The organism is Bradyrhizobium sp., assembly GCF_028868675.1.
Taxonomy (GTDB): Bacteria; Pseudomonadota; Alphaproteobacteria; order Rhizobiales; family Xanthobacteraceae; genus Bradyrhizobium.
In genome coordinates this window covers 1-25,281 of sequence record NZ_JAGWUA010000031.1, presented here as the reverse complement: position 1 = coordinate 25,281, position 25,281 = coordinate 1, and the positions used below count along the sequence as shown (strand labels likewise).

28 protein-coding genes and 1 tRNA gene are annotated in these 25,281 nt (G+C 65.7%); 14 read left to right on the top strand and 15 right to left on the bottom strand.

Going from position 1 to position 25,281, the window contains the following annotated elements:
* Positions 1-2 precede the first annotated feature (2 nt).
* Positions 3-1,265, bottom strand: coding sequence for a D-alanyl-D-alanine carboxypeptidase family protein (locus KGM94_RS06825; RefSeq protein WP_300256212.1), 1,263 nt, complete (start codon positions 1,263-1,265; stop codon positions 3-5).
* Between the two features lie 153 nt (positions 1,266-1,418).
* On the opposite strand from KGM94_RS06825, the gene KGM94_RS06820 reads away from it, so the two are divergent.
* Positions 1,419-2,378, top strand: coding sequence for an alpha/beta hydrolase (locus KGM94_RS06820; protein WP_300256210.1), 960 nt, complete (start codon positions 1,419-1,421; stop codon positions 2,376-2,378).
* A 28-nt stretch (positions 2,379-2,406) separates the two neighbouring features.
* On the opposite strand, the gene KGM94_RS06815 is transcribed toward KGM94_RS06820, so the two are convergent.
* The 3 genes from KGM94_RS06815 to KGM94_RS06805 all read right to left on the bottom strand — a co-directional run bounded on the left by KGM94_RS06815 (position 2,407) and on the right by KGM94_RS06805 (position 4,721).
* Entirely contained in the window at positions 2,407-3,339 is a 933-nt protein-coding gene (locus tag KGM94_RS06815; protein WP_300256208.1) for a septal ring lytic transglycosylase RlpA family protein, read from the bottom strand.
* 666 nt (positions 3,340-4,005) lie between these two features.
* Positions 4,006-4,272 (bottom strand): hypothetical protein, encoded by a 267-nt coding sequence (locus KGM94_RS06810; protein ID WP_300256227.1) that lies wholly within the window; start codon positions 4,270-4,272, stop codon positions 4,006-4,008.
* A gap of 128 nt (positions 4,273-4,400) precedes the next feature.
* Positions 4,401-4,721: a DUF1476 domain-containing protein gene (locus tag KGM94_RS06805; RefSeq protein WP_300256207.1), complete on the bottom strand. Its 321-nt coding sequence runs from the start codon at positions 4,719-4,721 to the stop codon at positions 4,401-4,403.
* A gap of 193 nt (positions 4,722-4,914) precedes the next feature.
* Here KGM94_RS06805 and KGM94_RS06800 point away from each other — a divergent pair, with 193 nt between their 5' ends.
* Positions 4,915-5,124, top strand: a complete 210-nt coding sequence (locus tag KGM94_RS06800; protein WP_300256205.1) for a hypothetical protein — start codon at positions 4,915-4,917, stop codon at positions 5,122-5,124.
* A 39-nt stretch (positions 5,125-5,163) separates the two neighbouring features.
* Here KGM94_RS06800 and KGM94_RS06795 read toward each other — a convergent pair whose 3' ends face one another.
* The 6 genes from KGM94_RS06795 to ilvD form a co-directional block, all read right to left on the bottom strand.
* Positions 5,164-5,316, bottom strand: coding sequence for a hypothetical protein (locus KGM94_RS06795; RefSeq protein ID WP_300256203.1), 153 nt, complete (start codon positions 5,314-5,316; stop codon positions 5,164-5,166).
* A gap of 155 nt (positions 5,317-5,471) precedes the next feature.
* Positions 5,472-6,566: an AI-2E family transporter gene (locus tag KGM94_RS06790; RefSeq protein ID WP_300256201.1), complete on the bottom strand. Its 1,095-nt coding sequence runs from the start codon at positions 6,564-6,566 to the stop codon at positions 5,472-5,474.
* A gap of 472 nt (positions 6,567-7,038) precedes the next feature.
* Complete coding sequence (locus KGM94_RS06785; RefSeq protein ID WP_300256199.1) at positions 7,039-7,200, bottom strand: Flp family type IVb pilin; 162 nt, start codon at positions 7,198-7,200, stop codon at positions 7,039-7,041.
* Between the two features lie 177 nt (positions 7,201-7,377).
* Positions 7,378-7,467: transfer RNA gene (locus tag KGM94_RS06780), tRNA-Ser, on the bottom strand.
* Between the two features lie 205 nt (positions 7,468-7,672).
* A complete protein-coding gene (locus tag KGM94_RS06775) occupies positions 7,673-7,996 on the bottom strand; it encodes a hypothetical protein (RefSeq protein ID WP_300256225.1) in 324 nt (107 codons plus the stop codon).
* 250 nt (positions 7,997-8,246) lie between these two features.
* Positions 8,247-10,097 carry a dihydroxy-acid dehydratase gene (gene ilvD, locus KGM94_RS06770; RefSeq protein WP_300256197.1) on the bottom strand — a complete coding sequence of 617 codons (1,851 nt, stop codon included), beginning with the start codon at positions 10,095-10,097 and terminating at the stop codon, positions 8,247-8,249.
* A 415-nt stretch (positions 10,098-10,512) separates the two neighbouring features.
* Here ilvD and KGM94_RS06765 point away from each other — a divergent pair, with 415 nt between their 5' ends.
* Together KGM94_RS06765 and KGM94_RS06760 are read left to right on the top strand one after the other, a co-directional pair.
* On the top strand, positions 10,513-10,704 hold the full coding sequence (locus KGM94_RS06765) for a hypothetical protein (protein WP_300256195.1): 192 nt from the start codon (positions 10,513-10,515) through the stop codon (positions 10,702-10,704).
* 155 nt (positions 10,705-10,859) lie between these two features.
* Entirely contained in the window at positions 10,860-11,156 is a 297-nt protein-coding gene (locus KGM94_RS06760) for a hypothetical protein (RefSeq protein ID WP_300256193.1), read from the top strand.
* Here KGM94_RS06760 and KGM94_RS06755 read toward each other — a convergent pair.
* From KGM94_RS06755 to KGM94_RS06745, 3 genes are all read right to left on the bottom strand, one after another.
* Positions 11,134-11,514, bottom strand: coding sequence for a GrlR family regulatory protein (locus KGM94_RS06755; RefSeq protein ID WP_300256191.1), 381 nt, complete (start codon positions 11,512-11,514; stop codon positions 11,134-11,136). The genes KGM94_RS06760 and KGM94_RS06755 overlap by 23 nt on opposite strands.
* 36 nt (positions 11,515-11,550) lie before the next feature.
* Positions 11,551-13,587 carry an NAD(+) synthase gene (locus KGM94_RS06750; protein ID WP_300256223.1) on the bottom strand — a complete coding sequence of 679 codons (2,037 nt, stop codon included), beginning with the start codon at positions 13,585-13,587 and terminating at the stop codon, positions 11,551-11,553.
* A gap of 234 nt (positions 13,588-13,821) precedes the next feature.
* Complete coding sequence (locus KGM94_RS06745; protein ID WP_300256189.1) at positions 13,822-14,532, bottom strand: c-type cytochrome; 711 nt, start codon at positions 14,530-14,532, stop codon at positions 13,822-13,824.
* 111 nt (positions 14,533-14,643) lie between these two features.
* Here KGM94_RS06745 and KGM94_RS06740 point away from each other — a divergent pair, with 111 nt between their 5' ends.
* Complete coding sequence (locus KGM94_RS06740; protein ID WP_300256187.1) at positions 14,644-15,402, top strand: CBS domain-containing protein; 759 nt, start codon at positions 14,644-14,646, stop codon at positions 15,400-15,402.
* Positions 15,403-15,407: 5 nt separating this feature from the next.
* Here the strand turns inward: KGM94_RS06740 and KGM94_RS06735 are convergent, their stop codons facing one another.
* Positions 15,408-16,529 carry an alpha/beta fold hydrolase gene (locus KGM94_RS06735; protein ID WP_300256185.1) on the bottom strand — a complete coding sequence of 374 codons (1,122 nt, stop codon included), beginning with the start codon at positions 16,527-16,529 and terminating at the stop codon, positions 15,408-15,410.
* 31 nt (positions 16,530-16,560) lie between these two features.
* Here KGM94_RS06735 and KGM94_RS06730 point away from each other — a divergent pair, with 31 nt between their 5' ends.
* The 5 genes from KGM94_RS06730 (at position 16,561) to KGM94_RS06710 (ending at position 20,377) form a co-directional block, all read left to right on the top strand.
* Positions 16,561-16,704 carry a hypothetical protein gene (locus tag KGM94_RS06730; protein ID WP_300256183.1) on the top strand — a complete coding sequence of 48 codons (144 nt, stop codon included), beginning with the start codon at positions 16,561-16,563 and terminating at the stop codon, positions 16,702-16,704.
* Between the two features lie 9 nt (positions 16,705-16,713).
* A complete protein-coding gene (locus tag KGM94_RS06725) occupies positions 16,714-16,932 on the top strand; it encodes a ChaB family protein (RefSeq protein ID WP_300256181.1) in 219 nt (72 codons plus the stop codon).
* Positions 16,933-17,061: 129 nt separating this feature from the next.
* Positions 17,062-18,456: a GH1 family beta-glucosidase gene (locus KGM94_RS06720; protein ID WP_300256179.1), complete on the top strand. Its 1,395-nt coding sequence runs from the start codon at positions 17,062-17,064 to the stop codon at positions 18,454-18,456.
* Positions 18,453-19,427, top strand: a complete 975-nt coding sequence (gene glk, locus KGM94_RS06715; protein WP_300256178.1) for a glucokinase — start codon at positions 18,453-18,455, stop codon at positions 19,425-19,427. The genes KGM94_RS06720 and glk overlap by 4 nt, the downstream gene beginning before the upstream one ends.
* A gap of 8 nt (positions 19,428-19,435) precedes the next feature.
* On the top strand, positions 19,436-20,377 hold the full coding sequence (locus tag KGM94_RS06710) for a 1-phosphofructokinase family hexose kinase (RefSeq protein WP_300256221.1): 942 nt from the start codon (positions 19,436-19,438) through the stop codon (positions 20,375-20,377).
* Here the strand turns inward: KGM94_RS06710 and KGM94_RS06705 are convergent.
* Positions 20,361-21,494: an SbmA/BacA-like family transporter gene (locus KGM94_RS06705; RefSeq protein WP_300256176.1), complete on the bottom strand. Its 1,134-nt coding sequence runs from the start codon at positions 21,492-21,494 to the stop codon at positions 20,361-20,363. The genes KGM94_RS06710 and KGM94_RS06705 overlap by 17 nt on opposite strands.
* A 141-nt stretch (positions 21,495-21,635) precedes the next feature.
* On the opposite strand from KGM94_RS06705, the gene ppsA reads away from it, so the two are divergent.
* The 4 genes from ppsA to KGM94_RS06685 all read left to right on the top strand — a co-directional run bounded on the left by ppsA (position 21,636) and on the right by KGM94_RS06685 (position 25,167).
* Positions 21,636-24,044 carry a phosphoenolpyruvate synthase gene (ppsA, locus tag KGM94_RS06700; protein ID WP_300256174.1) on the top strand — a complete coding sequence of 803 codons (2,409 nt, stop codon included), beginning with the start codon at positions 21,636-21,638 and terminating at the stop codon, positions 24,042-24,044.
* 274 nt (positions 24,045-24,318) lie between these two features.
* Positions 24,319-24,555, top strand: a complete 237-nt coding sequence (locus KGM94_RS06695; protein WP_300256172.1) for a hypothetical protein — start codon at positions 24,319-24,321, stop codon at positions 24,553-24,555.
* Between the two features lie 132 nt (positions 24,556-24,687).
* Positions 24,688-24,891, top strand: coding sequence for a hypothetical protein (locus KGM94_RS06690; RefSeq protein WP_300256170.1), 204 nt, complete (start codon positions 24,688-24,690; stop codon positions 24,889-24,891).
* A 126-nt stretch (positions 24,892-25,017) separates the two neighbouring features.
* Positions 25,018-25,167 carry a hypothetical protein gene (locus tag KGM94_RS06685; RefSeq protein WP_300256168.1) on the top strand — a complete coding sequence of 50 codons (150 nt, stop codon included), beginning with the start codon at positions 25,018-25,020 and terminating at the stop codon, positions 25,165-25,167.
* The last annotated feature ends 114 nt before the right edge of the window (positions 25,168-25,281 follow it).

Here is a 25,281-nt window from a genome sequence, read left to right as displayed (position 1 = left end):
GCTCAGAGCTTCTCGGCGCCTGCGCGGAACATGCCGATCACGAGCTCGCTCGCGCCGTCGATCGCGCGCCGCACGGTCGAGCCAGTGCCGACCGCCTCGGCCGCATAGACCGGCGTTTCCATCGCGATGTTGCCGCCGCGCCAGACCCGGACCACGCCGATCCTTTGTCCCGCCTCGATCGGCGCCCTGACCGGGCCGCTATAGACGACGCGCGCGATCAGCTTGTCGCTGCCGTTCTTGTGCACCATCACCTTCACGGGCGTCTTGGCCACGAGCCTGACCGAGCGGCTGTCGCCGCCGAACACTTTTGCGTATCCGATCGTCTGCGCGGCCGCCATCAGCGTCCGGGTCTCGAAATTGCGAAAGCCCCATTCCAGCATTTTCTTGGCCTCGGAGGCGCGATCCTCGGAGTCCTCCAGGCCGTTGACCACGACGATCAGCCGCGTGCCGTTCTGCACTGCCGAGCCCGCCATGCCGTAGCCGCCCTCCTTGGTGTAGCCGGTCTTCAGCCCGTCGGCGCCCTCCATGGAATTGAGCAGCGGATTGCGGTTCTGCTGCCGGATCTTGTTCCAGGTGAACTCCTTCTCGCCGAACAGCTTGTAGAACTCCGGATAGGTCAGAATGATGTGGCGCGCGAGCATCCCGATCTCGCGCACCGTCATCTTGTTGCCGGGGTCCGGCAGGCCGTTGGAATTGCCGAAAGTCGACTTCGTCAGACCCAACTCCCGGGCGCGCTTGGTCATGAAATCGGCGGCGAAGATGCGCTCGTTGCCCGCCATGCCTTCGGCGAGCGCAATGCAGGCGTCGTTGCCGCTCTGGATGATGGCGCCGTGCAGGAGGTCGTTCACCGACACCTTGCTGTTGATGGCGGCGAACATGGTGGAGCCGCCGGAGGGTGCCCCGCCCCTCCTCCAGGCGTTCTCGCTGATCCGGTATTCGTCGGTCAGCTTGACGTCGCCCTTGGTGATGGCGTTGAAGACGACCTCCACGGTCATCATCTTCATCATGCTCGACGGCGCCCGCAGTTCGTCGGCGTTCTTCTCGAACAGCACGCTGCCGCTGGACGCCTCGATCAGGATCGCGTTCGGCGCGTCACCGTCGAAGCCCGCATCTTCGACCTTCTTGGCGCCCTGCACGCTCTGATTGGCAGCGTAGAGCATCCCGCCCCAGCCGACGCCGAGAGCCACGCCGGCCGCGATCAGCCCGCGCGCGAGCCTTCCGGCGAACAGCCGGGCGCGGCGGGTCGGAAAGGTTTGAAATGCCATGGCGAAGCCCTGAGAGCGGCGTTCTAACAGTTGGACCATGGGCAAACAACACGAGCCTCGCGTCCATACCCGGAGATTGCACGACGGGCCCGCGGTCCCTATCGTGACACCTCACGATCTCGGACCAAACCCCTGAATCAAGGCGGAAAAACGATGTCGACCACCCGCACAATCTCCGCCAACGGGATCGATCTGTTCGTGCGTGAAGCCGGCCGCGGGCCGCTCGTGGTGCTGTGCCACGGCTGGCCGGAACTGTCCTACTCCTGGCGCCACCAGATTCCGGTGATCGCAGCAGCCGGCTTTCACGTCGTTGCGCCGGACATGCGAGGCTTTGGCGCCAGCGCCGCGCCCACCGACATCTCCGCCTACACCATCTTCGACACCGTCGGCGACGTGGTGGGCCTGGTGCAGACGCTCGGCGAAAAGCAAGCGATGGTGGTCGGTCACGACTGGGGGGCGCCGGTTGCCTGGCATGCGGCGCTGTTCCGCCCCGACATCTTCACCGCGGTCGCAGGCCTCAGCGTGCCGCCGCCCTTTCGCGGCCGCGGCAGGCCGCTCGATCTGTTGCGCCAGAGCGGCATCACCAATTTCTATTGGCAATATTTCCAGACGCCCGGCGTTGCCGAAGCCGAGCTCGAACGCGACGTCGCGCGCACCATGCGTATCGTGCTCGGCGGGCGCGGCCTGTCCGATCCGACCGCGGCGATGTTCGTCCAGGAGGGCAAGGGTTTTCTCGGCCATGCCGGCGCCGAGGGGCCACTGCCGCATTGGCTGAGCGAGGCCGACCTCGCTTATTTCACCGAGACCTACCGCAAATCGGGTTTTCGCGGCGGACTGAACTGGTATCGCAATATCGACCGCAACTGGGAGCTGACGGCACCCTGGCAGGACGCGCAGATCCATCAGCCGTCGCTCTTCATCGCCGGCTCCAACGACGCCGTGGTGACCGGGCTGATCGGCGCCAAGCGCGTCAACGAGCTCGAGCGCGTGCTGCCGAATCTCAGGCGCAAGCTGATCGTCGAGGGTGCCGGCCACTGGGTTCAGCAGGAGCGGCCCGACGAGGTCAACGAGGCGCTGGTGGCGTTTCTTCGGGAGAGCATGAGGGCGCGCTGACGACGGGATCCGCCCCGGATCCGACGCTTCAATAGAGCCCGCGACCGCTCAACAGTTCGCTCGGACCGCGCGGTTCGACCGGCGCGTAAGCCGAGACCGGTCTCAGATCGGTCGAATAGCGCGAGTCATCCTCGTAGGAGACCGCGCGGGCATTCTCGATCGCCCGTCCCCGGCTGCGGCTGGAGGCCGACATTTCCGAGGTGGCGTTGATGGAGGCGACGTCAGCCGAGGTGTTGCCGAGACTGTAGGGCCGGCCGTCCGGCAGCGGAACCTCGCCGCGGATCGCTCGGCCCGAGGTCACCGCATCCGGGACGAACGGCCTGGCCGAAGCCACCCGGACCATGGACGGGGTCGGTGCCGGCACGCCGGTGCGCAGCGTCGCCATCAACTGGCGGTCGTCAGAGCCTTCCAGCGGCGCCCGGCCGACATATTCGACCCGGACCTTGGCCACGCCATTGCCTTTGAATTCAAGCAGTTCCGCGGCCTTGTTCGAGACGTCGATGAGCCGGTTGCCGTGATAGGGGCCGCGGTCATTGACGCGAACGATCACCGACTTGCCGTTGCTCAAATTGGTCACGCGCGCATAGGACGGCATCGGCAAGGTCGGATGCGCGGCGGTCAGCGAGGTCATGTCGAAGACCTCGCCATTGGCGGTCAGGCGGCCGTGGAAATCATCGCCATACCAGGACGCGAGGCCCTCGGCGCGGTAGTTGCGGTCCTCCTCCGGCACGTAGGTCTTGCCGGCCACCATATAGGGCTTGCCGACGCGATAGGTGCCGCCGCCTTTTGGAACCGGATCGCCCCACGCGACCACGCGGGGGCTGGAGGACACGCCGTATTTCGGATCGACGCGGCTGGCGAACTTGTTCGACGAGGCGCAGTTGGCGAGCGCAAGGCAAGCCGCGGCAGCGGCAACGCCACGCGCGGCCCGCAACACCGAATCTGACGGTCGGATCCCCATTCGCCCCAAATACCATCTTTACCGGACGGGTGCCCGCATCAGGGCCTTTCGCCGGTCTTGCCCAGAGCGGCCCACCACCGCCTGACGATGTGACGATATCGCAACCCGAACACGGCGGAAATGGGGAGCGCGTGGCGATCACGCGCGCATGGTAAACCCAACGTTGGCAACCTGCCCGCCCAACTACGGATGAATGGCCCTTGAAACGACCGGTCCTGCCCCAGTCTTGAACAGCTGTTGCAGCGAAGCCTCACTCCACCCCGATTGTCGGCCTGCGCACGGGAATCTTTTTGACTGTGCAAGGGCGTGCGCGTTTTGTCGTGTGCAGGGGCGCAACGAACGTTTGCGAAAGTCTGGGAATGATCGAGACGGTTTCGGCACTGATGGGCCTAGTGAGCGCGGGGATTTTCCTGGCCCACGCCTTTGAAGGGTACCGCACGAGAGCCTGAAGCGCTCGCGCGGGTGACACGCATCACCTCCTGCAGTTGAGTTCGTTCGGACATCTTTAATCAATCCAATCGAGCATTGAGGACGAGGTGTCCCATGCGCAACCATGATCTGGTCTCCGACGGATTTCTGGCACTGACCGCAGGCGGCTTGGTGCTGCTCTGCTCGAGCCTGGTGGCATTGGCATTTGGTTGAAGCCAGACTTCTTTCTGTCAGTCGTCAGCGCAAACCCAGGAGCGAGCGGCGATAGCCGCTGCTGACCGCCTCCTTCCGGCAAACGAAGCTGCCGTCGAAGCCCTGCCCGTAGAGCTTCTGGCCCTTGCCGTAGTAGACGCCCTTCCTGAAATCCAGCCAGACGATCCTGTCGCCCGGACAATAGCGCTGCGCCTGTGCCTCATAGCGGAACGGCGTCAGGGGCAGCGCGGCAACGCTGGTGATGTCTGCGCCGAACAGCAGGATCGCCGCAGCGCAAATGGTGGCACGGATTCGCAACGATTCCCCCGAGGCTGAATGGCGGTGAAGGCGGACTGGCTGACGGCAAGATAGCATGGAAAGCCAGACGCACAGGGGCGTGAAGACTTGCGCCGCGGCTTGGCGGCACGCCGTGCGGAGCGCTACTCGCTACTTGCGCCGAGTTGCTGCATGGCCTGGTGTAGATAGCCTTGCAGCTTCCGGGCGACCTCCTCGGCCGAAATGCCCTTGCCGGCAAGGTCGGCAGCGACCCTGCGCAGGGTGCCGTCGATGGTCTGGTTCTCCAGGTCGGCCGTCACCAGCGCCGTCGCATAGCCAGCCGCCGCGTCTCCCGTCAGTCCGAGCTGTGCTGCGGCCCAGTTGCCGAGGAGCTTGTTGGTCAGGGCCATCGCCCTGAACATCAACTCCTCATCGTGGGCGAATTTGGCCTCGAAGCCCTGCTCGCGCTTGTCGAACGTGGTCATGGTCAAGCTCCACTGCATGGAACGAACGGGTGCTGGACTGGCTGAAAGCGATCGTCTCCACATGGTGGTTTGTCGGCGGCGCCGGGCCCCGACCGATGTGGTGGCAGTGTACCACATCCGTCCGATTTCGGGTGTCGTTAACCATTTCTTAACCAGAATCGCAGTCGGCTCCGAGCAAATCGGGAGACGACGCATGAACAAAGACCTGCGGGAAATCCGGTACCTTGAACGCCTGTGTCTGGAGCAGGCCGAGCTTTCCAGTCTCGATCTCACCCGAATCGGGCTTCTGAAGGTCGCTGAGGATTGTCGTGCTGCGGCCGATGCGATGGAAGCAAGCTTGCCCCGGCTCGGTCCCGTTGCCGGCGCGATTCAGGCATTGAGGCTGTCTGTCGGCCGCGCCTAGGCCGGCGGCTGGCGTCGCATTTGAAGCGATGGGCGAAGATCAGGCCTGAATGCCTGAGGAGTCCTTCGTTTCCTGCGGCGACCTGACCGGATCGGCCGGCGGGAAGATGCTGTCATAGATCGCGCGGGCTTCGCGGATCAGGCGATCCCGCTCGCGGTCGGATTTCGAGATGAATCGGACAACTTCGCCCACGTGCTCTCCAGACATCGGGTTGGGTAGGATTCCTCAACGCTGCGCAGCGAACTTCGTGCCAATTCGTTAGATTAGGCTTTCGATTCAAGCCCGGGCAAACCCGGGTGCGAGAGACGCCCGTAGTACCGTTCCGAGCAGGCTGCGCAGCCGCCCTCCTAGGCCCGGTCGGCCGGGGTGCCTGATGCCGTCTCATCGCGGTCGACGCGGATCCAGGCTGCCGCGAGTTCCCAGGCCACCGACAGGATGATCGGTCCGATGAAGAGGCCGACGATTCCGTGCGCGAGCGTGCCTCCGATCACTCCGATCAGGATGACGAGCGTCGGTGTGGTCAGCCCGCGTCCCATGACGAGCGGCTTCAGGATGTTGTCGAGGAAGCCGACGACGACGAAGAACACCGTGAGCAGCAGCGCCGTCGTGACGTCCTTGTCCATCCAGATCCAGACGACCACCGGCAACAGCACGAGCATCGCGCCGATCTGCACGATCGACAACAGAAGCACGGCGAATGCCAGCAGGCCGGCGCTCGGGATGCCGGCCAGCTTGAAGCCGACGCCGGCCAGCAAGGATTGAACGATCGCGACGCCGATCACTCCCTGGGAGACCGCCCGGATGGTCGCGCCCGCGAGCCCGAGAAAACGCTCGCTCTGCTCGGGGACGATGCGGAACAGGAATCCGCGGCTCGCCGCCAGAAGCTGCGGCCCGAATGGCAGCAGGAAGCCGGCGACGAACACCGACAGCAGGAATTGCAGCGTGCCGAGCCCCGCATCGCCCGCCAGCGACAGCAACGTCCCGGCCAGCGGCTTCAGGTACGGCGCCACCTCGCGCAGCACCGCGCGGACGTTGGTATAGGCCTGGTTCCAGAGGTCGTAGAGCTGCGGGCCGATCAACGGCCAGGTCTTGATCTGCTCCGGTGCCTCGTGAAGCATGAGGTCGCCGGTGCCGATCTGGCTCGCGAGGTCCTTGACCCCGTCGACCGCGCTCAGGCCGAGCCATGTCGCCGGCCCGATGACGATGCCGAGCGCGACCAGGGTGAGAATGGCCGCGGCCGTCCTGGGGCGCCCGCCGAGCAGCTTGGCGAGCCAGTTGAAGGCGGGATAGAACGCCACCGCCAGCACCGCGCTCCAGGTCAGGATGGGCACGAACGGCCGGATGATGATGAAGGTCCACAAGATCAGCAGCGCGAGCAAGCCGACGCGGATCAGGAGCTGGATGATGTCCTCTGCGGACAGAAGCTTGCGAAGCGTGTTCAAGGCTGCGCCTTTGTCCCGACCGGCGGGCAAGTCATGGGGGAAGCTTAGCTGTTTCCTTCTTGCGGCAATCTTGATCCAGATCAAGCACCCGGCGGCGCTGACGGTCTGATCAACGCATCGCAGCGGGCGCCGCATCGGTTCGATCCGCAGGCTGTTCGCCCGCGATCGAATCCGGTTTCAGTTGCGGTCGCAAGCAACTGATTTTGCGTCGAATCCGGCGGAAGCGCCGGGATTGTCACAACGGAAGTCCGACCGGCGCGGACTATCGAGTCCGGCTGCCACCCCGAAACGATCTTTTTCGACCTGTGCGCGTTACGTTGTCGGCTGGCCGCAGACCTCCCTCGGTGGCTGGCCTCGGGCCGCTCGAGGGTTGCGCCTTCATCGCCGTCAACACCGCCGTGGCGCTGGCCTTGGGCGGCCCACCACAAAGCGAATTGGTTACCGCGCCGAGTTCCAACCGGCTGTCGCCGGCTTACCTGAGCGAGCTGCTGATCGAGCCGAACTTGTCGTTCAGCGTGGTGCCGAGGTTGTTCACGACCGTGATGATCGCGAGCGCAATTCCCGCTGCAATCAGACCGTACTCGATCGCGGTGGCACCGGTTTCGTCTGCGATGAAGCGCTTGATCAGAACCATCTGCTCTACCCTGCTGGTCGTTTCGGAATGGACCGGAAGATAGAGGTTGCGGAGTTTCAGTTCGGTAAACGGAACGGTCAGATTCAATTGTCGGTACTTTAATGCCTGCGTCTGATCGATCTCATAACGACTGCACCGACGGCCGCATCCCGCTCCAGGCCGGACAATTTTGAGAATTGGCGGAAGGGGTGGGATTCGAACCCACGGTACCCTTGCGGGCACGCCGGTTTTCAAGACCGGTGCCTTAAACCACTCGGCCACCCTTCCCTACGAGGAATTTCAGTCGCTTAGCGGATGGGCTCGGCGAAGGCAATGCGAACGTGCCATCCGAACCAGTCGTCACCGCATCACCGATTTCCGGGCAATTTGGCCCGGTTCGTCTCATCCGCACGCAGATGAGCGCAGTCCGACGCGTCGTACATGGGCGCAGGACGGGTGGCGTGCGCCGCCATCCGCCCCGCTCGTCGAGAGATCAGTAGCCGCAGGACCAGCAGTGCTGCGCCACCGGCGCGTAGTAGCTGTAGCCCGGCGAAACCATCTCGACGCGTTGGCGGGTGGCGTATCGCGGCGGGATGCGCTCGTACTGCACGCCCTCCGGTGCGACCATCACGGTCTGCGGCACCATCACGGTGCGGTACTGCGCGGGCGTGCGGTGCGCGACCACGGCGCCGGGCGAGACCATCACGGTCTCGTCGACAGTGCGATATTGCGGCGGCACGTATTGCTGCTGGTAGCAGGTCGTGCAAGGCGGCGGGGTGTAGCAATTGTAGCAGCCGGCGGAGGCTGCCGACGTCATGGCGAGCGCGGCCGCGGCCGCGGAGAAAACGACAGCGATGGTACGAGACATTTTGGTTGGTGCCCCAGTTGCCCGAAAATGATTTGGATCCGAAAGTCGGAGGGCAACACTATACGCCGTGAAATCGGCGCCCGAAAAAGTTCGTCGGGGCATCCTTAACGCGATCGTTCAACCGTCATCGAGCGGTAGGAATTCGTTGACTATCGCGTCGGCGCGCGGGACGAACCAGAGTCCGCGCGCCCCATCGTGTTCACTTGGCGCGACGCTTGACCTCGCGCACGGCGCCGCGGGCCGCGCTGGTGGTCAGCGCGGCATAGGCCTGCAACGCGGTCGAGACATTTCGCTTGCGGTTGTGCGGCTGCCAGGCGGCCTCACCTCTCGCCGCCTCGGCGGCGCGGCGTTTTGCAAGCTCCTCGTCCGACACGTCGAGGCGGATGCTGCGGTTGGGGATGTCGATCGAAATGCGATCGCCGTCGCGCACGAGGCCGATGTTGCCGCCTTCGGCGGCTTCCGGCGACAGATGCCCGATCGACAGGCCCGACGAGCCGCCGGAGAAGCGGCCGTCGGTGACGAGCGCGCAAGCCTTGCCGAGGCCGACCGACTTCAGATAGCTGGTCGGATACAGCATCTCCTGCATCCCCGGTCCACCCCGCGGACCTTCGTAGCGGACGACCACGACGTCGCCGGCGACGATCTTGCCGCCCAGAATGCCTTCGACCGCAGCATCCTGGCTCTCGAACACGCGTGCGGGACCCGAGAATGTCAGGATCGAGGCGTCGACGCCCGCGGTCTTCACGATGCAGCCGTCCTGCGCGAGATTGCCGTAGAGCACCGCAAGCCCGCCGTCGTTGCTGAAGGCGTGTGCGAGATCGCGCACCACGCCCTTCTCGCGATCGAGATCGAGCTCGTCGTAGCGCCGCTCCTGGCTGAAGGCGACCTGCGTCGGGATGCCGCCGGGCGAGGCGCGGTAGAAGGTTTTGACCGACTCGCTCCTGGAGCGCTTGACGTCCCAGCGATCCAGCGCGTCGGCCATCGTCGGCGCGTGCACCGTCGCGCACGAGGTGTCGATCAGCCCGGCGCGGTCGAGTTCGCCCAGAATGCCCATGATGCCGCCGGCGCGGTGCACGTCCTCGACATGGACGTCGGCGACGGACGGCGCGACCTTGCAGAGCACGGGCACGCGCCGCGACAGCCGATCGATGTCGCGCATCGTGAACTCGACCTGGCCTTCGTAGGCGGCGGCCAGGAGATGCAGCACCGTGTTGGTCGAGCCGCCCATGGCGATGTCGAGCGTCATGGCGTTCTCGAACGCCCTCAAATTCGCGATGTTGCGCGGCAGGACCGAGGCGTCGTCCTGTTCGTAGTAGCGGCGCACCAGATCGACGACGGTGTGGCCGGACTCGACGAACAGGCGCTTGCGGTCGGCGTGGGTCGCGACCACCGAGCCGTTGCCGGGCAGCGCGAGGCCGAGCGCCTCGGTCAGGCAGTTCATGGAATTCGCCGTGAACATGCCCGAGCAGGAGCCGCAGGTCGGGCACGCCGAACGCTCGATCGCCCTGACGTCCTCGTCGCTGACGTTGGAGTCGGCGGCGGCCACCATGGCGTCGATCAGGTCGACCGCGTGGGTCTTGCCGTGCAGCTTGACCTTGCCGGCTTCCATCGGACCGCCCGAAACGAACACGGCGGGGATGTTGAGGCGCAGCGCTGCCATCAGCATGCCGGGCGTGATCTTGTCGCAGTTGGAGATGCAGACCATGCCGTCGGCGCAATGCGCGTTGACCATGTATTCCACGCTGTCGGCGATCAGCTCGCGCGACGGCAGGCTATAGAGCATGCCGTCATGGCCCATGGCGATGCCGTCGTCGACGGCGATGGTGTTGAACTCCTTGGCGACCCCGCCCGCCTGCTCGATCTCGCGCGCCACGAGCTGGCCGAGATCCTTCAGATGGACATGGCCGGGCACGAACTGGGTGAAGGAGTTGACGACCGCGATGATCGGCTTGCCGAAGTCCGAGTCTTTCATGCCCGTCGCGCGCCAGAGGCCGCGCGCCCCCGCCATGTTGCGGCCGTGGGTGGTGGTGCGGGAGCGATAGGCAGGCATGGCGGTTTCCGTCCTTGTTGTGCGGGCCCCGGCGGCAAATTCGAGAGCGGCCTCAGGCCTTTCCGGCCGGATAGCGCACGGGGTCCGCAAGCGCAACGGGAAGTTGGCCGGTTCGGCCCTCGGGGGGCGCGGAACTCCCCTGCTCCCGGCGCAGCTCACCGACGCTCGGCCGTGCCGGCGCGGCACAACCACAGGCCGGCGAACTGCCGCTCCGGGAAAATCTCGATGCTGGTGTGTGCGCTGCCGTTTACCGTGCGTTAAGCCGGCGCGGGCATTGAATGCGCTTTCGGCGGCAGCGGGCCTATGCTGCCTGCGACACTGCAGGCGGGCCCCTGAGTTTCTACCAGCGCGATTTCACTGACCGTATGCAAGCGGGCGGGCAATGACGCGTTGGCTAAAACGACGATCGCAAATCGTGGGTGAATGGGACCGGTGGGCCGAGCGGCAGCACATCGGCCGCCGCGGTCTGCACGCCCGGGAAACGCTGAAATTCTACACCGAGCTCCAGAACGCCAAGTCGCCCCTCCTGGATTTCAATTCGAGAGGGCGCGACAAATGGAAGATCGTGCATGACTGGCTGCTGGCCGCCGGCCGCGTGATCGACTAGCCGCGCGAGCGGGCAATGCGCATTGGCCTGAGTTCCAACGACCTCATGGCGCACGTTTCCTTCGCCGCTCCTTGGTTCCGACTCAAAATCGCCGCCGACTCGATTGAACCTGCCGGCACGAGCGGGGGCGTGTTCTGCATATCGGTGGACGTGCCATGAGTGAGTTGCCAGACGAGACCGATGATTTTTTCGAGATGTTGTCGCCGCTCCTGGAGGAGGACGCTGCTCCCTCCAACGACGATCCGTCGTCCCGGGCAACCGAGGACATCCTGTCGCTGCTGCTTGACGAGAACGCGCGCCTTCGCGCCCTCACGGTCATGCTCTCGAACCTGCTGGGCGACCTGCCTGTTCGCGACTGGGAGGATGCCGTGGTGACCGTCGGCCCGGCGGTACGGGTCCACGCGCGGGACGATGCGGCGTCCGGTTCCTCTACATCGGCTCCTTCAGCGTGAGCCTCGCCACAAACGTCACGCTCGTCTTGCCGACCAGCGCCATGCCTTCGACCTCCGCCCCGCCGGCGGAATAGTCGCCGGAGAAGCCGCAGGTGACCTCCCGGCCGCCGAACGCGAGGTTTTTGCCGGGCGCTTCGGTGTGTTGGTTGACCGTCATCTCGCCGCGCCACTTGCCGTTCCTGAACGAGTAGTGGCCAGTGTAGTAGAAATAGCTGTCGCCGCCCATGATGCGGCCGTCGGATAGCACGACGACGCCGGTCGCCCGGCCGCGCCTGCCGTCGCGCATCTCGATCTCGAACATGTAGAGGCCATTCACGACCTTCGGCTGATCGTCCTCCGGCTCCTTCTCCGCCGTCATCGGCACGTCCCCGGCATCGATCGCGGCCGCCGGTCGCTAAGAGACCGGCACGTTGCGCTCGAGATCCTCGAGCCACGCGGCCGCGCTGGAATCCGAGGGTGCGCGCCAGTCGCCGCGCGGCGACAGCGAGCCGCCGGCGGAGACCTTCGGTCCGTTCGGCATCGCCGAGCGCTTGAATTGGCTGAAGGCGAAGAACCGCCGCAGGAACACTTCGAGCCAGCGGCGGATGTCGCCGAGCGCATAGGCCCTGCGCCGGTCCGGCGGAAACGCCGCCGGCCACTCGCCGCGGGCGGCGTCCTTCCAGGCATGTAACGCCAGGAACGCGATCTTGGAGGGGCGGAAGCCGTAGCGCAGCGTGTAGAACAGGTTGAAGTCCTGCAGCTCGTAGGGCCCGACCGAGGCCTCGGTGCTCTGCGGCTTCTCTCCGGCCGCGACCGGGACGAGCTCCGGCGAGATTTCCGAGGCGAGAATCGAGCCCAATGTCCCGTTGACGTCATCGCTGAACTGCCTGGCGGCGATCACCCAACGGATCAGGTGCTGGATCAGCGTCTTTGGCACGCCGGCGTTGACATTGTAATGCGCCATCTGGTCGCCTACGCCGTAGGTGCACCAGCCGAGCGCGAGTTCCGAGAGATCGCCGGTGCCGATGACGATGCCGCCCTGATGGTTGGCGAGCCGGAACAGATAGTCGGTGCGCAAGCCCGCCTGCACGTTCTCGAAGGTGATGTCGTAGACCGGCTCGCCCTTGCCGAAGGGATGGCCGATGTCCTTCAGCATCTGGGTCGCGGCGGTGCGGATATCGAGCTCTTGCCACGTCGTCTGCAGTGCCCGCATCAACGCCAGCGCATTGCTCTTGCTCTCGCCGCCGGTGGCAAAGCCCGGCATGGTGTAGGCGAGGATGTTGCCGCGGGGCAGGCCGAGCAGGTCGACGGCCTTGGCCGCGACGATCAGCGCGTGCGTGGAATCGAGTCCGCCGGACACCCCGATGACCACGCGCTTGGTGCCGGTGGCGCGCATGCGCTGCACGAGACCCGCGACCTGGATGTTGTAGGCCTCGTAGCAGTCGCGCTCGAGCAGGCTCTCGTCGCTCGGCACGAAGGGAAACCGTTCGACCCTGCGCAGGAATCCGATGTCGGCCACCGGCGGCTTCAGCGCGAACGTCACTTTGCGGAAAGTCGCCTCGCGCCGACGACGGTTGTCGTCGAAGGTTCCCATCGCGGCGCGCTCCTGCCGCAAGAGATCGAGATCGACGTCGGCGAACGTGATCTGGCCGCCCTGCCGGAACCGCTCGCCCTCGGCGAGCAGCACGCCGTTCTCGTGAATCGAGGTCTGGCCGTCCCAGGCGAGATCGGTGGTGGACTCGCCGGCGCCGGCGGCGGCGTAGACATAGGCCGCGAGGCAGCGCGCGGAGGTGGACTGGCAGAGCAGCGCGCGGGCGCGTGCGCGCCCGATGGTGATCGGGCTGCCGGAGAGATTGATCAGCACGGACGCACCGGCGAGCGCCAGCTCGGAGGCCGGCGTCACCGGAATCCACATGTCCTCGCAGATCTCGACGCCGATGGTGAGGCCAGCAACGTCCTCGGCCTCGAACAAGAGGTCGACACCGAACGGCGCGGACAGGGCGCCGATCGCGATCGTCCCGCCGACCATGCCGGCGCCGGAGGCGAAATGGCGGCCCTCATAGAACTCGCGATAGTTCGGCAGGTAGGTCTTGGGCACCACGCCGAGAATGCGTCCGCGATGAACGACGACGGCGCAGTTATAGATCCGCGCGCCATGCCGCAGCGGCGCGCCGATGATCAGCACACTCATCAGCGCGGCCGAAGCCTCGACGATGGCAGCCAGCCCCCGCTCCACCGCATCGAGCAGCGGATCCTGCATCACGAGGTCTTCGATCGCATAACCGGAGAGGCAGAGCTCGGGGAACACGGCGACCGCGACCGACTGGTCATGGCAGGCGTTAGCCGCCGTCAGGATGGCCTTCGCATTGGCCGAGGGATCGGCGACGTGAGAGGTGGTCACGCAAGCTGCGACGCGGCCAAATCCCTGGCGATAGATCGAGTAGAAGCTCATCGGGCGCAGCGCCTTCTGCCGGATGGATCGTGTCGCCGGCGTCGTCGGTTCCAATTGCGAGTCATTCTTACCCGATTGACCTGGGTCAATGCACGCCATTCGCGGGCATGCATAATGGATCTGCTAAACATCCTCCCTACTCCACTTCGGGCCGCCGCAACCCTTGGTTTCGGCGGCCGCTCTTTTTTCCAGAGCCGGAATTTTCAGCCAAAAACAGCGCGGTAGGTGCGCCCGTCAGCGCGAGCCTTCCGCCCGCAGCGTCTCGAAGTAGGCGACGATTTCCTCGATCTGATGCGCCGCCAGCCGCGGATTCGGCATCGTCTGATTCGGCCCGAGATGGCGATGGCCGGACATCAGGAGCTCGCGAATGGAATCCGCCGAAAAGGACGGGCTGCGCGCGAGCTCCGGGAAACTCGGCGTGGGAAAGCGCAGCTCCGGCTTCTGGGTCTGCTGGTCCGATACCACGTGGCAATTGCTGCAGATCGAGCGCGCCAGCGCGCGGCCCTCCGCGACCTGGTCGACGAAGAGCTGATCGGTGAACGGCGAGTTGGTCGGCACCATGATGGTGATGAAACTCTTGCCCTCGGCGCGGTGACAGGTATTGCAGCCGTTGGTGAGTTCGCCGAAGGCCTTGGTGAAGGCCGTGATGTCCCGCGAATCGACGGCGCTGCGGACGGCCTGCACCTTCGCCGCCGGCTGCGCGGCGTGCTGGTCGCCCGGCTTTGCCGCCCGTTGCAGGCCGGATTCGATCTGGTTCAGCTCGTAGGTCGCGAGCGGCCAATTGCTCAGCCGGCCGGCAAACCACAATTTGATGTGCTGCGTTTGCAGGGCGACCATAAGCTCGGAGACGGCCTTGTCGCCGCGCACCGAATCGGTTTGCCCCATCGCTTGCGGCATCGACAGGACGGCCAGAACGGCCGCAGTCAGGAAAATTAGTCGCCTCATGGAGCCTCCGATAGTCGGTCTGGAACGCAACTAGGCCAATTGCTTGACCCTGATCAAGATCGCCTCATCCTCAGGAAATATCCTGCATTTAATTCGCGGAGACCATACCCCATGCGCGCGCATCAGATCATGTCCCGACAGGTGATCACGATCGATCCCGACGCTTCCATCGACGACGCCATCCGTACCATGCTGGACCACCGCGTCAGCGGCCTGCCGGTGGTCGACCGCGCCGGCAGGCTGGTCGGCATCGTCTCCGAAAGCGATTTCATCCGCCGCGCGGAGCTCGGCACCGTGTCGAAGCGCGGTCGCCTGCTGGCATTCCTGGCTGGCGCCGACCGCGCCGCGCTGGCTTTCGCCCGCCAGCACGGCCGCAAGGTCCATCAAATCATGACGTCGAATCCGGTGACCATCGCTTTGGACGCGCCGCTGGAGGAGATCGCGACGACGATGGAGACCCGCAACGTCAAGCGCCTTCCGGTGCTGCAGGGCGATCGCGTGGTCGGCATCGTCACCCGCTCCGACTTCCTGCCGGTGGTCGCCAGGCTCGCACGGCAGGAGCCGGCCGTCCCGGAAAGCGACGAGCGGATTCGCGGCGCCGTGATCGCCGCCATGGAGAACGCCGACTGGGCGCCCTGCGCCCTCAATGTCGGCGTGAGCGACGGCGTCGTCAGCCTGAGGGGCACCGTCCGGGGCAAGCCTGCGCGGCAAGCCGCGATCATCGCAGCGGAGACCGTCGCCGGCGTGATCAGGGTCGAGGACCACCTCGTCGACCGCGCCGACTATCCGCCGCCGGAAGAAGACCTCGGCGGCGGCGACATTGCGTCGCTGCAGGAGGAGCCCTCGACGGCGGACGACGAGCCGCTGTGATTTCGTCAGGCGCTGCGCGCGAGCACGCCGGTCAAATCCGTCCGCAGCCATTCGGCGATCCGCATCCAGGCATGGGCATGCGTCCTGGCCCCCATGAACAGCCCGAGATGGGTGCAGGGCTCGGAGGCGCTGGCGATATGGGCGGGCGGCGTTCCCAGGAGATGCGCGGTAGCCAGCGCCTGCCCGGCCGGCACGACGTCGTCGTCCAGACCCGCGAGCAGGAAAACCGGCGTCCTCATCTCCTTCAGGTCGATCCGCCGGCCCAAGGCGACAAACTCGCCTCTCGCGATGCGGTTCTCGCGGAAGATCCAGTTGACGATCTGCAGGTAATAGGTCCCGGGTAGATCGAGCGTCTCCTCGTTCCAGCGGTTGAAGCGCTCCAGCAATTCGGGACCGCCGTCGTCCGACAGGCTCCTCTGCAGTGCCACCGCGACGTCCTGCGGGCTCAGTGGGCGCGACCAGAAGCGCAGCATCTCCTCGCCGCTGACGTTGCCGCCGCCGCGCGCGACGAGCTGGTCGTAGATCGCCCCCGGCGCGCTGCGGGCAAGCCGTGACAGCGCCGACTCGATCGAGAGATCGACGGGCGCGCCGACCAGGACCAGACGCCGCACCTTGGCGGGAAAGCGCGCCGCATAGAGCAGCGACAGCCAGCCTCCCTGGCACAGGCCGACTAGATCGACCGGTGCGCCGATATCGTCGACCGCGGTGTTGAGATCGCCGAGATAGCTGTCGATCGAGAGATAGCGCATGTCCGGCGAGGCCGAGCGCCAATCCGTCAGGTAGACGCGATCGAGCCCGCCGCGATGCAGGCTCCCCATCACGCTGTGGCCGGGGGCAAAGTCGGCAATCGCCGCGCCATGCAGCGCGTATGGCGCGCAAACCAGCACCGGCTGTCCGCTCGGCCCGGTCGAGAAGTCGCGCAGTCGCATCGTCGGCAGTTCCAGCGCGACCGTGCTGGCGCTCGTCCAGGGCAGCTCACTCTCGCGCGGCTCGGCCGGGCCACGGTCCAGCCACCAGAGGCAGGCGTCCATCGCGAGCTTTGCCGCCGAGAACGGCCAAGGCAACGGTTCATCCGGGGAATGGCCCGATCCGGTTGGCGTCGGCGGTTGACCTTTTTGTTGTGCCACGATCGCCTCAAGACCCCAGAAGAACGCTTCGATGCCGACGATGGAGATGCACGCGATCGTCGCGATGACGGCGCCAAGGCGCGATGAGATTGCGATGAATCGCCATCGCGCTTTAGGTTATTGTCTGAACGTGGTCTTTTCGGAAAATCGCGTCACTTTTCCGGATCATGCTTGAACGTATCCTATGCCCTATCGCTCCAATGTCGATCTTCCCGCCTCGGTCCGCAACCGCCTGCCGGATCATGCGCAGGACATCTACCGCGAAGCCTTCAACCACGCCTTCGCCGCGCATGCCGGCGACCCCAGGCAGGAAGAGATTGCCCACCGTGTCGCCTGGGCCGCGGTCAAACGATCCTACGTCAAGCTGGGCGACCGATGGGCCCCGCGACATGGACTGGATTAGTTCCCTCCCTCCAGGTTGCGTCGTTGACGTGCATCAATATTCGGGAACCGCAACAAGCCACTGTTGGTAAACGGATTCTCAAACAGGTCCCCAAATACATCCTTGGGCCTGTTCAATGGGCGGTGGGGCATGACGAACGATCGCGGGCAGACGGGAACGAGCGGGCAACCCGCGGGCGTGGATTTCGTCTGGGGGGCCTCGACCTCGAGCTACCAGATCGAGGGCGCGGCTCATGTCGAGGGACGCGGCGACAGCATATGGGACCGCTATTGCCGTGAACTCGGCAAGGTCCAGAACGGCGATACCGGCGACGTCGCCTGCGACCACTACCACCGCTTCCGTGAAGATGTCGCGCTGATGCGCGAACTCGGCGTCAACGCCTACCGCTTCTCCATCGCATGGCCGCGCGTGCTGCCGCGGGGGCGCGGCGCCGCGAACGAGGCGGGGCTGCAGTTCTACGACCGTCTCATCGACGCCCTGCTTGCGGCCGGCATCGAGCCTTGGGTCTGCCTCTACCACTGGGACCTGCCGCAGGCGCTGAGCGAGCTTGGGGGCTGGGAAAACCGCGATATCGCGGGATGGTTCGCCGACTATACGGCGCTGGTCGCGCGACACTATGGCGATCGGGTCAAGCGGTTCGCCACCTTCAACGAGCCCTGCGTGTTCACGCTGTTCGGCTACGGGCTTGGCTGGCACGCGCCGGGAATTGCCGATCGCGCCGCCCTGCACAAGGCGATCCATCACGTCAATCTCAGCCATGGCGCGGCGGTCGACGTGTTGCGTGCGTCCGTTGCGGGAGCCTCGATCGGCGCGATCCACAACCGGCAGCCCTGCTACGCCGCCACGCCGGCCAAGGAAGACGCCGAGGCCGCGCTGCGTCTTGCCGCCTATTGGAACGACGCCTTCCCTTATCCGCAGCACTTCGCCTGCTATCCGCCTACCCTGCTCGAGGCGATCGAGCCGTACATGGAGCCCGGCGACCTCGCGCGGATTGCGCGGCCGATCGACTGGTTCGGCCTCAATCACTATTCCCCGCATTACATCAAGGCCGATAGCAACCTGATCGGCGCGACCTTCGGGCCGCCGCCCGACGACGTGCCGCGGACGCCGATCGGCTGGCCGATCGTGCCGGCCGCCTTCCGCGACACGCTGCTCGACCTCCATGGCCGGTTCGGCCTGCCGATCTATGTGCTGGAAAACGGAACCGCGTCCGAAGACAAGCTGGATGCAGCCGGCATCGTCCAGGACGACGGCCGGATCGCCTATCTGCAGGGCTACACCGGCGCAATGGGTGAGGCCATCGCAGCCGGCGCCGACGTGCGCGGCTACTTCGTGTGGTCGCTGCTCGATAATTTCGAATGGACAGCCGGCTATACCCAGCGCTTCGGCATCGTCTATGTCGACTACCCCACGCAACGGCGAATTCCCAAGGCCTCCGCGCGGTGGTATGCGGACATGATCGGGAAGGAACGGAGACAGATGGTTCCCGTCGGCAACAATGTCGCGGCAGCCGCAGAGGGATGACGGGCAGCAGGACAGCAGATCGGGCGCTGCTCGCCGATATCGGCGGCACCAATGCGCGCTTCGCACTGGCCGAGGGCGACGAGGTCGGAACGATCGACCACGTCAGGGCCGCCGACTTCGCGACCGCCCGCGAATCGATCGCCGCCGTTCTCGGCCGCCGTGCCGACGGCGGCCCGGTGACCGCGGCCGTGATTGCGGTGGCCGGAACCGTGACCGGCAATCGCTGCGTCATGACCAACAGCTCGTGGGTGATCGATGGCGCCGAGCTGCAGCGGGAGTTCGGGTTTCGCTCGATCCACGTGCTCAACGATTTCGAGGCGCTGGCCTGGTCGCTGCCGGCCCTGCAGCCGGCCGATCTGTTCCCGCTCGGCGGACCGGCAGCGGTCGCGGGCGAGCCCATGCTGGTGCTCGGTCCCGGCACCGGCTTCGGCGTGTCGTGCCTGATCGAGCGCCATGGCGCCTGCCTGGCCGTGATCACCGAGGCGGGCCATGCGACCCTGCCCGCTGAGACCGAGCGCGAGGAGCAGGTGATCGACCGGATGCGCCGCCGCCTCGGGCATGTCTCCATCGAGCGCGGCGCCCTGTCCGGCTCGGGCTTGCAGAATCTCTACCAGGCGGTTGCCGAACTCGACGGCGTGCCGGCGCCGAAACGCGATGCAGCCGCCATCACCAGGGCCGCGCTCGAGGAGGGCTGCGATCTGAGCCGTGCCACGCTCGACATGTTCTGCGCCTTCCTCGGCTCGGTTGCCGGCAATCTGGCCGTGACGTTTTGCGCGCGCGGCGGTGTCTACATCGCCGGCGGCATCGTACCGCGCTTTCCAGAATTCGTGGCGGCCTCGTCCTTCCGGACGCGGTTCGAGGCCAAGGGCCGCTACGCGGACTATCTCCGCGGCATCCCGACCAGCCTCATCGTCAAGCCTGACGCGACCTTCAGTGGCTTGAAGACGTTCGTCGATCACAATACGGCGTGAACGAATTCATGCCCGACATCGTCACGATCACCCCCAATCCATCGGTCGATCTCTCGACCTCGGTCGAGAAGATCATTCCCGTGGCAAAACTGCGCGGCACGTCGCAGCGACGCGACCCCGGCGGCGGCGGCGTCAACGTCGCGCGCGTCGTCAAGCGGCTCGGCGGCAGCGATGTCCGCGCGATCTATCCGGTCGGCGGGACCATGGGCGAGATGCTGCGCCGGCTGCTCGATGCGGAAAGCGTGGACAGCCAGACTTTTCCGATCGCGGGCGAGACGCGCGAGGATTTCTTCGTGCACGAGAGCTCGACCGCTCGGCAATACCGTTTCATCCTGCCCGGACCGCGACTGACCGACGGCGAATGGTCGGAATGCCTGCGCCTCGTCGCGTCGCTCGACCCCTTTCCCCGCTTCGTGGTCGCCAGCGGCAGCCTGCCCGCGGGCGTGCCCGACGACTTCTATGCGCGTGTGGCCGACACCGCCAGACGGCGCGGGGCCAAAATGATCCTCGACACCTCGGGGCCCGCGCTGGCCGCAGCGGTCGCCGCAGGCGTCGATCTGATCAAGCCGAATTTGCGGGAGATGCGCGAACTCGCCGGCGCCGAGCCGGGCGATGCCGGGGAATGGGAGGTCGCGGCCAGGCGCATCGTCGGCGAACGGCAGGTTTCCATTGTGGCGCTCACGATGGGCCATCTCGGTGCGGCCCTGGTCACCCGCGATCGCGTGTGGCGCGCGCAGCCGCTGCCGGTGACGCCGCTCAGCGCCGTCGGTGCCGGCGACAGCTTTCTCGGCGCGCTGGTCTGGCGGCTCGCCGCCGGTGCCGATCTTCCGGATGCCTTCCGCTATGCCATGGCCGCAGGCGCCGCCGCCCTCATCAATGCCGGCACCGAATTGTGCCGTCCCGCCGACGTCGAGCGGCTGGCCGGCCAGGTCGTCATGGCAGAGGCGTGATGGACGGCTCCGGAGACTTGGCCTCGACCTCCTCGGCCGGATGGTTCGCGTGGTTCAGCCGGTCCAGCGACAGCAGCAGGCCGCCGACCCTGTCCCCTGACGACACCCAGCCCGAAACGGGACCAAAATTGTCGACCAGCCAGTTGAACGAGCCCTGCACCAGCGTGAAGGCCGCTGCCGCCTGGGTCAACTCGCCGAGCGTGAGCGAGCCGGCGAGGAATTTCGGCGCGCACAGGATCAACCCGATGATCGGCGCGAGCAGCGTGTTGCCATGGGAGACGAGTGTCGTGCGCATCAGTTGCCAGCAGAGCCTTCGCCACTGGTCGATGATGTTCGTGAGCGCGTCGCGCAGATCCCGCTTCACGTCCGCCTCGCAGGCCTCCGGCGTCACGCCCTCGCCGACGTCGCGCAGGCGATGGGCCGCGGTGAGGAGTTCGGCCTCGCGCTGATCCTTGAGCTTGATCACACGCGTGAGGGACGAGCCGACCAGCAGCATCGCGGTGGTGACGATGCCGGAATAGATCACCACGCTGACGACGAGATAGCCGGGAATCCAGACGGGGTGGCCGAGCACGGCGAACGATATGTCGCCGCCGACCTGCCACAGCACCTGGATGAAGATCGTCGCCTTCAGCAGTGCCGAAACCAGGCCCAGGGCGAAATCGATTGGCGCGTCGGTTGCGACCCGCACGTCCTGGGCGATGCGGTACTCGGGGATCTGGTGCCGTCCCTGGGCGCGCGCCAGGCGCGCGTATCGCCTCTCCTCCGCCCAATAGTCGATCACGTGCCTGGACAGCCAGGCGCGCCAGCAGCGCTGCACCGTCATGCGTCCCCACACCGAGGCGATCTCCAGCGCGATGCTCGCGCAGCACAGGGGGATGAGGAGAATGACCTGGGCCTGCAACAGGCTGGAATTCCGCTGCTCCAGCCCATCGAAGAAGTCGCGATTCCAGTAGTTGAATCGGAACTGCACGTAGAGTTGGGCCACCACGATACCGACCAGGACGGTGACCAGCAGCCAGACACGCCATGCCTGCGGGCCGCGCCAGAAGCCCGAAGCGCTGGTCCAGAAGCGGAGCCACTCCTCGTTCAGATTGTCAGCGCGCTGCTCGGTCATGATCGGTATTCCAGCCTAGACCGCGTCATTGCCGGGCCGTTGATCTTTCGCAAGGTTGGAGAGTTTGCAACCGGCCACATTGTCCACAAGGGATCGCCTGCCGGTACCACAGCAGCCCCATGTTGCGATGCGGAGACGGAAATGAGCAATGCCGCCTATGTTCGCTGGTTCAAGGACATTGGATTGAGCGATGTCGGCATGGTCGGCGGCAAGACCGCCTCGCTGGGCGAGCTCTATTCGGCGCTGTCGCCGAAGGGCATCGCGGTGCCGAACGGCTTTGCGGTCACGGCAAGCGCCTACCGCAGTGCGCTGCAGGAGACGGGCGCCGGGGAGGAACTGCGCAAACTGCTCGCCGGGCTCGACAAGCGCCGCATTTCCGATCTCGCCCGGCGCGCCGCCGCCGCGCGCAAGATCGTCTATGCGGCTACCGACCGCGCCGAATTGCGGCAGGAGATCGCTAGAGCCTATCGGCAGCTCCAACGGGAATATGGCGCCAACGTTGCGTTGGCGGTGCGCAGCTCGGCCACCGCCGAAGACCTGCCGAACGCAAGCTTCGCCGGGCAGCATGACAGCTTCCTCAACATCCGCGGCGAGCGCGCTTTGTTCGACGCGTGCCGCCGCTGCTTCGCCTCGATCTTCACCGATCGCGCGATCTCCTACCGCATCGACAACGGCTTCGATCATTTCAAGGTGGCGCTCTCGGTCGCCGTCATGAAGATGGTCCGCTCCGACCTCGCATCGAGCGGCGTGATCTTCACCCTCGACACGGAATCCGGATTTCGCGACGTGGTGTTCGTCACCGGCGCTTACGGCCTCGGCGAGAACATCGTCCAGGGCGCGGTCGAGCCGGATGAATTCTACGTGCACAAGCCGACCTTCAATGCCGGCTTCCGGACCGTGCTGTCGCGGCGGGTCGGCGCCAAGGACAAGAAGATGGTCTATGCGCGGGGGCACGCCACCACGCGGAACGTGCCGGTACCGGCTCGCGCACGCGAGCGCTTTTGCGTCTCCGACGACGACGTCCTCAACCTGGCCGGCTGCGCGATCGAGGTCGAGGACCATTACTCCGCAAAGGCAGGCCATCCCCTGCCGATGGACGTGGAATGGGCCAAGGATGGGGCCGACGGCAAGCTCTATATCATCCAGGCCCGCCCGGAGACGGTCGCGTCCCGCCGCAAGCCGGACGCGCTGGAGACCTACGTCCTGAAGGGCAAGGCGGCCGTCCTCGGCGAGGGACGCGCCGTCGGCGAGAAGATCGCCGCCGGCAAGGTGCGGCTCGTTACCCGGAAGCAGGACCTGCGTGGCTTCAGGCCGGGAGAGGTGCTGGTCGCGCCCGCCACCAGTCCCGACTGGGAACCGGTCATGAAGATCGCCGCGGCGATCGTCACCGAGCATGGCGGCCGGACCTGTCACGCCGCGATCGTGGCGCGCGAACTCGGCGTGCCGGCGGTCGTCGGCATCGCGGGCATCACCAGAACGGTGAAATCCGGGACAGCGGTTACCGTCTCCTGCGCCGAGGGCGACATCGGACACGTCTATGCCGGTAGCCTGCCCTTCGAGGTCGAGCGGGTCGCGACCGCCGGCCTGAAGAGGCCGCGCACCGAGATCATGGTCAATCTCGGCAATCCGGAGCTCGCCTTCAAGACCGCCATGGTGCCGAACGACGGCGTCGGCCTCGCGCGGATGGAGTTCATCATCAACCAGCACATCGGCATCCATCCGATGGCGCTGGCGAAGCCGGATCAGGTGAAGTCCGCCAAGGACCGGCAGATGGTCAGGCAGCTGACGCGCGGCTACGCGAAGCCGGCGGACTTCTTTGTCGAGCGCCTGTCAGAGGGCGTGGGCACGATCGCCGCCGCCTTCCATCCACGCCCCGTCATCGTGCGACTGTCCGACTTCAAGACCAACGAATATGCGAGCCTGAAGGCAGGCGCCGGCTTCGAGCCGCGCGAGGAGAATCCGATGCTCGGATTCCGCGGCGCGGCCCGCTATGCGCATCCGGCCTACGCCGCAGGCTTCGCGCTGGAATGCGCCGCGCTGCGCCGCGTGCGCAACGCGATGGGCCTGAAGAATCTGAAGGTCATGATTCCGTTCTGCCGGCGGGTCGAGGAAGCGCGCAACGTCATTCAGGCCATGGCCACGCACGGACTGAAGCAGGGCGACAACGGTCTCGAGATCTACATGATGTGCGAAATCCCCAACAACGTCATTCTGATCGATCGCTTTGCCGAGCTGTTCGACGGCTTCTCGATCGGCTCGAACGATCTGACCCAGCTCACGCTCGGCGTCGATCGCGACTCGGACATCGTCGCCTTCGATTTCGACGAGCGGGATCCGGGCATGCTGGCGATGCTCGAGATGGCCGTGACCGGCGCGAAACGGAACCGGCGCCATGTCGGGATTTGCGGAGAGGCGCCGGCGAACTATCCGGAGATCGCACAGTTCCTGGCGGGGTTGGGGATCGACTCGATCAGCGTCAACCCGTCGAGCGTCCTGCGCACGATCGGGGCCGTCTACGAGGCCGAGCGGAACGCCGACAGCGGCGAATGAACCGGCATCCCCGGTGGGATGTCCGGACCGACGTCGGTCGCCCCTCGGGGCATCGAAACTGGAAACGAGGCCCGGAGTGCCTAGGAGTCCGAGCCTCGCAACCGCAACAGCCCTCGCGCGAAGGCCACTCGGTATGCTTACATTGTCGACGACGATCGGAATCGTGCCTTGACGTGGCGCAAGCGGCCCTGCCCGGGCCGACAAATGTGAATCGGTTCATAGCGTCTTGGTTCTGACTGGCATGCTCCGTCCGCGAGTTTAAGGGGAGGCTCTCTTGAATATTGTCGTTCATACTGCATTGGTCATTGTCCTGCTCACCGTTCCAGCGTTGGCTCAGAAGCTCGTCGACCCCGCGACCGTAGCGCCGGAATATCGCGCGGCGGCCGAGAAGCGGCGTGCCGAGCAGATCAAGCTGCGCGACTGTTCGAAGAAGGCCGACGTGGCGAAGGTCTCGGTGCGCGATCGTTCGGACTTCGTCATCAAATGCCTCGATGCGGATGCCAGTCGGTGAGCGGCTAGGCAGAACGTTCGCGTAATTCACAGGTGATTGCGTCGCAGCGGCGTTCCGACGCGCGATCGTCCTTGCCCGCGACGATCGGTTGGTGAAGAATTCGCCCGCGTAACGTGTGTGCGGGGGCGTGGCATGCGTAAACAGGATTTGGGATTCGACTATCATCGGTACCACCGGCTGCTGGCGGAGGCGGTGGATGACGACAAGCGATTGGCTCTGATCGAGTTGCTGATCGCGGAAAGGGCCAGGGAACGGCTGGCCGCGCAGCGCGCATCCGACCGCGCGGCCATGACCGCGGTGACCATCGCCAGGGTGCTGGGAACGGCGCGCGGCTGACGGGCCACAGGTACTTGCGGCGATTGCGATTTCGTTAAGGATGCCTGGCAACACGGCGTCAAACCTTTTGCTTTAGAAACCCCCTCACCTGATGCAATTCAGGATCAACAAAGGGGGCGTACCGACATGAGCATGATTTCACTCGCCGCGATGCCGTACGGCGCCGAAGCGGCTTCCACCGACCAGTCGTTCAAGACCATCGTGTTGTTCAGCTGCATCGGCCTCGTCGTGTCCTTCGGCCTGATGGCTTTTGGCGTCGACATCAGCGCCGTCTGATCTGGAAGATACAGCAAGGCGTTTCAGCCAATGGCCGCCTCCCAGGCGGTCATTTGTGCTTGGAGCACCCTGCTGGCAAGCACGGCTAACCGGGAAACAGCGTTACCGGTTGCT

Bases quoted from the DNA above. Each gene is read 5' to 3' on its own strand.
- glk (WP_300256178.1), top strand. From the start codon at position 18,453: ATGACGGGCAGCAGGACAGCAGATCGGGCGCTGCTCGCCGATATCGGC.
- KGM94_RS06720 (WP_300256179.1), top strand. From the start codon at position 17,062: ATGACGAACGATCGCGGGCAGACGGGAACGAGCGGGCAACCCGCGGGC.
- KGM94_RS06730 (WP_300256183.1), top strand. From the start codon at position 16,561: ATGCCGACGATGGAGATGCACGCGATCGTCGCGATGACGGCGCCAAGG.
- ppsA (WP_300256174.1), top strand. From the start codon at position 21,636: ATGAGCAATGCCGCCTATGTTCGCTGGTTCAAGGACATTGGATTGAGC.
- KGM94_RS06805 (WP_300256207.1), bottom strand. From the start codon at position 4,721: ATGACCACGTTCGACAAGCGCGAGCAGGGCTTCGAGGCCAAATTCGCC.
- KGM94_RS06740 (WP_300256187.1), top strand. From the start codon at position 14,644: ATGCGCGCGCATCAGATCATGTCCCGACAGGTGATCACGATCGATCCC.
- KGM94_RS06800 (WP_300256205.1), top strand. From the start codon at position 4,915: ATGAACAAAGACCTGCGGGAAATCCGGTACCTTGAACGCCTGTGTCTG.
- KGM94_RS06775 (WP_300256225.1), bottom strand. From the start codon at position 7,996: ATGACGTCGGCAGCCTCCGCCGGCTGCTACAATTGCTACACCCCGCCG.
- KGM94_RS06755 (WP_300256191.1), bottom strand. From the start codon at position 11,514: ATGACGGCGGAGAAGGAGCCGGAGGACGATCAGCCGAAGGTCGTGAAT.
- KGM94_RS06750 (WP_300256223.1), bottom strand. From the start codon at position 13,587: ATGAGCTTCTACTCGATCTATCGCCAGGGATTTGGCCGCGTCGCAGCT.
- KGM94_RS06785 (WP_300256199.1), bottom strand. From the start codon at position 7,200: ATGGTTCTGATCAAGCGCTTCATCGCAGACGAAACCGGTGCCACCGCG.
- KGM94_RS06725 (WP_300256181.1), top strand. From the start codon at position 16,714: ATGCCCTATCGCTCCAATGTCGATCTTCCCGCCTCGGTCCGCAACCGC.
- KGM94_RS06760 (WP_300256193.1), top strand. From the start codon at position 10,860: ATGAGTGAGTTGCCAGACGAGACCGATGATTTTTTCGAGATGTTGTCG.
- KGM94_RS06820 (WP_300256210.1), top strand. From the start codon at position 1,419: ATGTCGACCACCCGCACAATCTCCGCCAACGGGATCGATCTGTTCGTG.
- KGM94_RS06825 (WP_300256212.1), bottom strand. From the start codon at position 1,265: ATGGCATTTCAAACCTTTCCGACCCGCCGCGCCCGGCTGTTCGCCGGA.
- ilvD (WP_300256197.1), bottom strand. From the start codon at position 10,097: ATGCCTGCCTATCGCTCCCGCACCACCACCCACGGCCGCAACATGGCG.
- KGM94_RS06685 (WP_300256168.1), top strand. From the start codon at position 25,018: ATGAGCATGATTTCACTCGCCGCGATGCCGTACGGCGCCGAAGCGGCT.
- KGM94_RS06815 (WP_300256208.1), bottom strand. From the start codon at position 3,339: ATGGGGATCCGACCGTCAGATTCGGTGTTGCGGGCCGCGCGTGGCGTT.
- KGM94_RS06690 (WP_300256170.1), top strand. From the start codon at position 24,688: ATGCGTAAACAGGATTTGGGATTCGACTATCATCGGTACCACCGGCTG.
- KGM94_RS06705 (WP_300256176.1), bottom strand. From the start codon at position 21,494: ATGACCGAGCAGCGCGCTGACAATCTGAACGAGGAGTGGCTCCGCTTC.
- KGM94_RS06745 (WP_300256189.1), bottom strand. From the start codon at position 14,532: ATGAGGCGACTAATTTTCCTGACTGCGGCCGTTCTGGCCGTCCTGTCG.
- KGM94_RS06710 (WP_300256221.1), top strand. From the start codon at position 19,436: ATGCCCGACATCGTCACGATCACCCCCAATCCATCGGTCGATCTCTCG.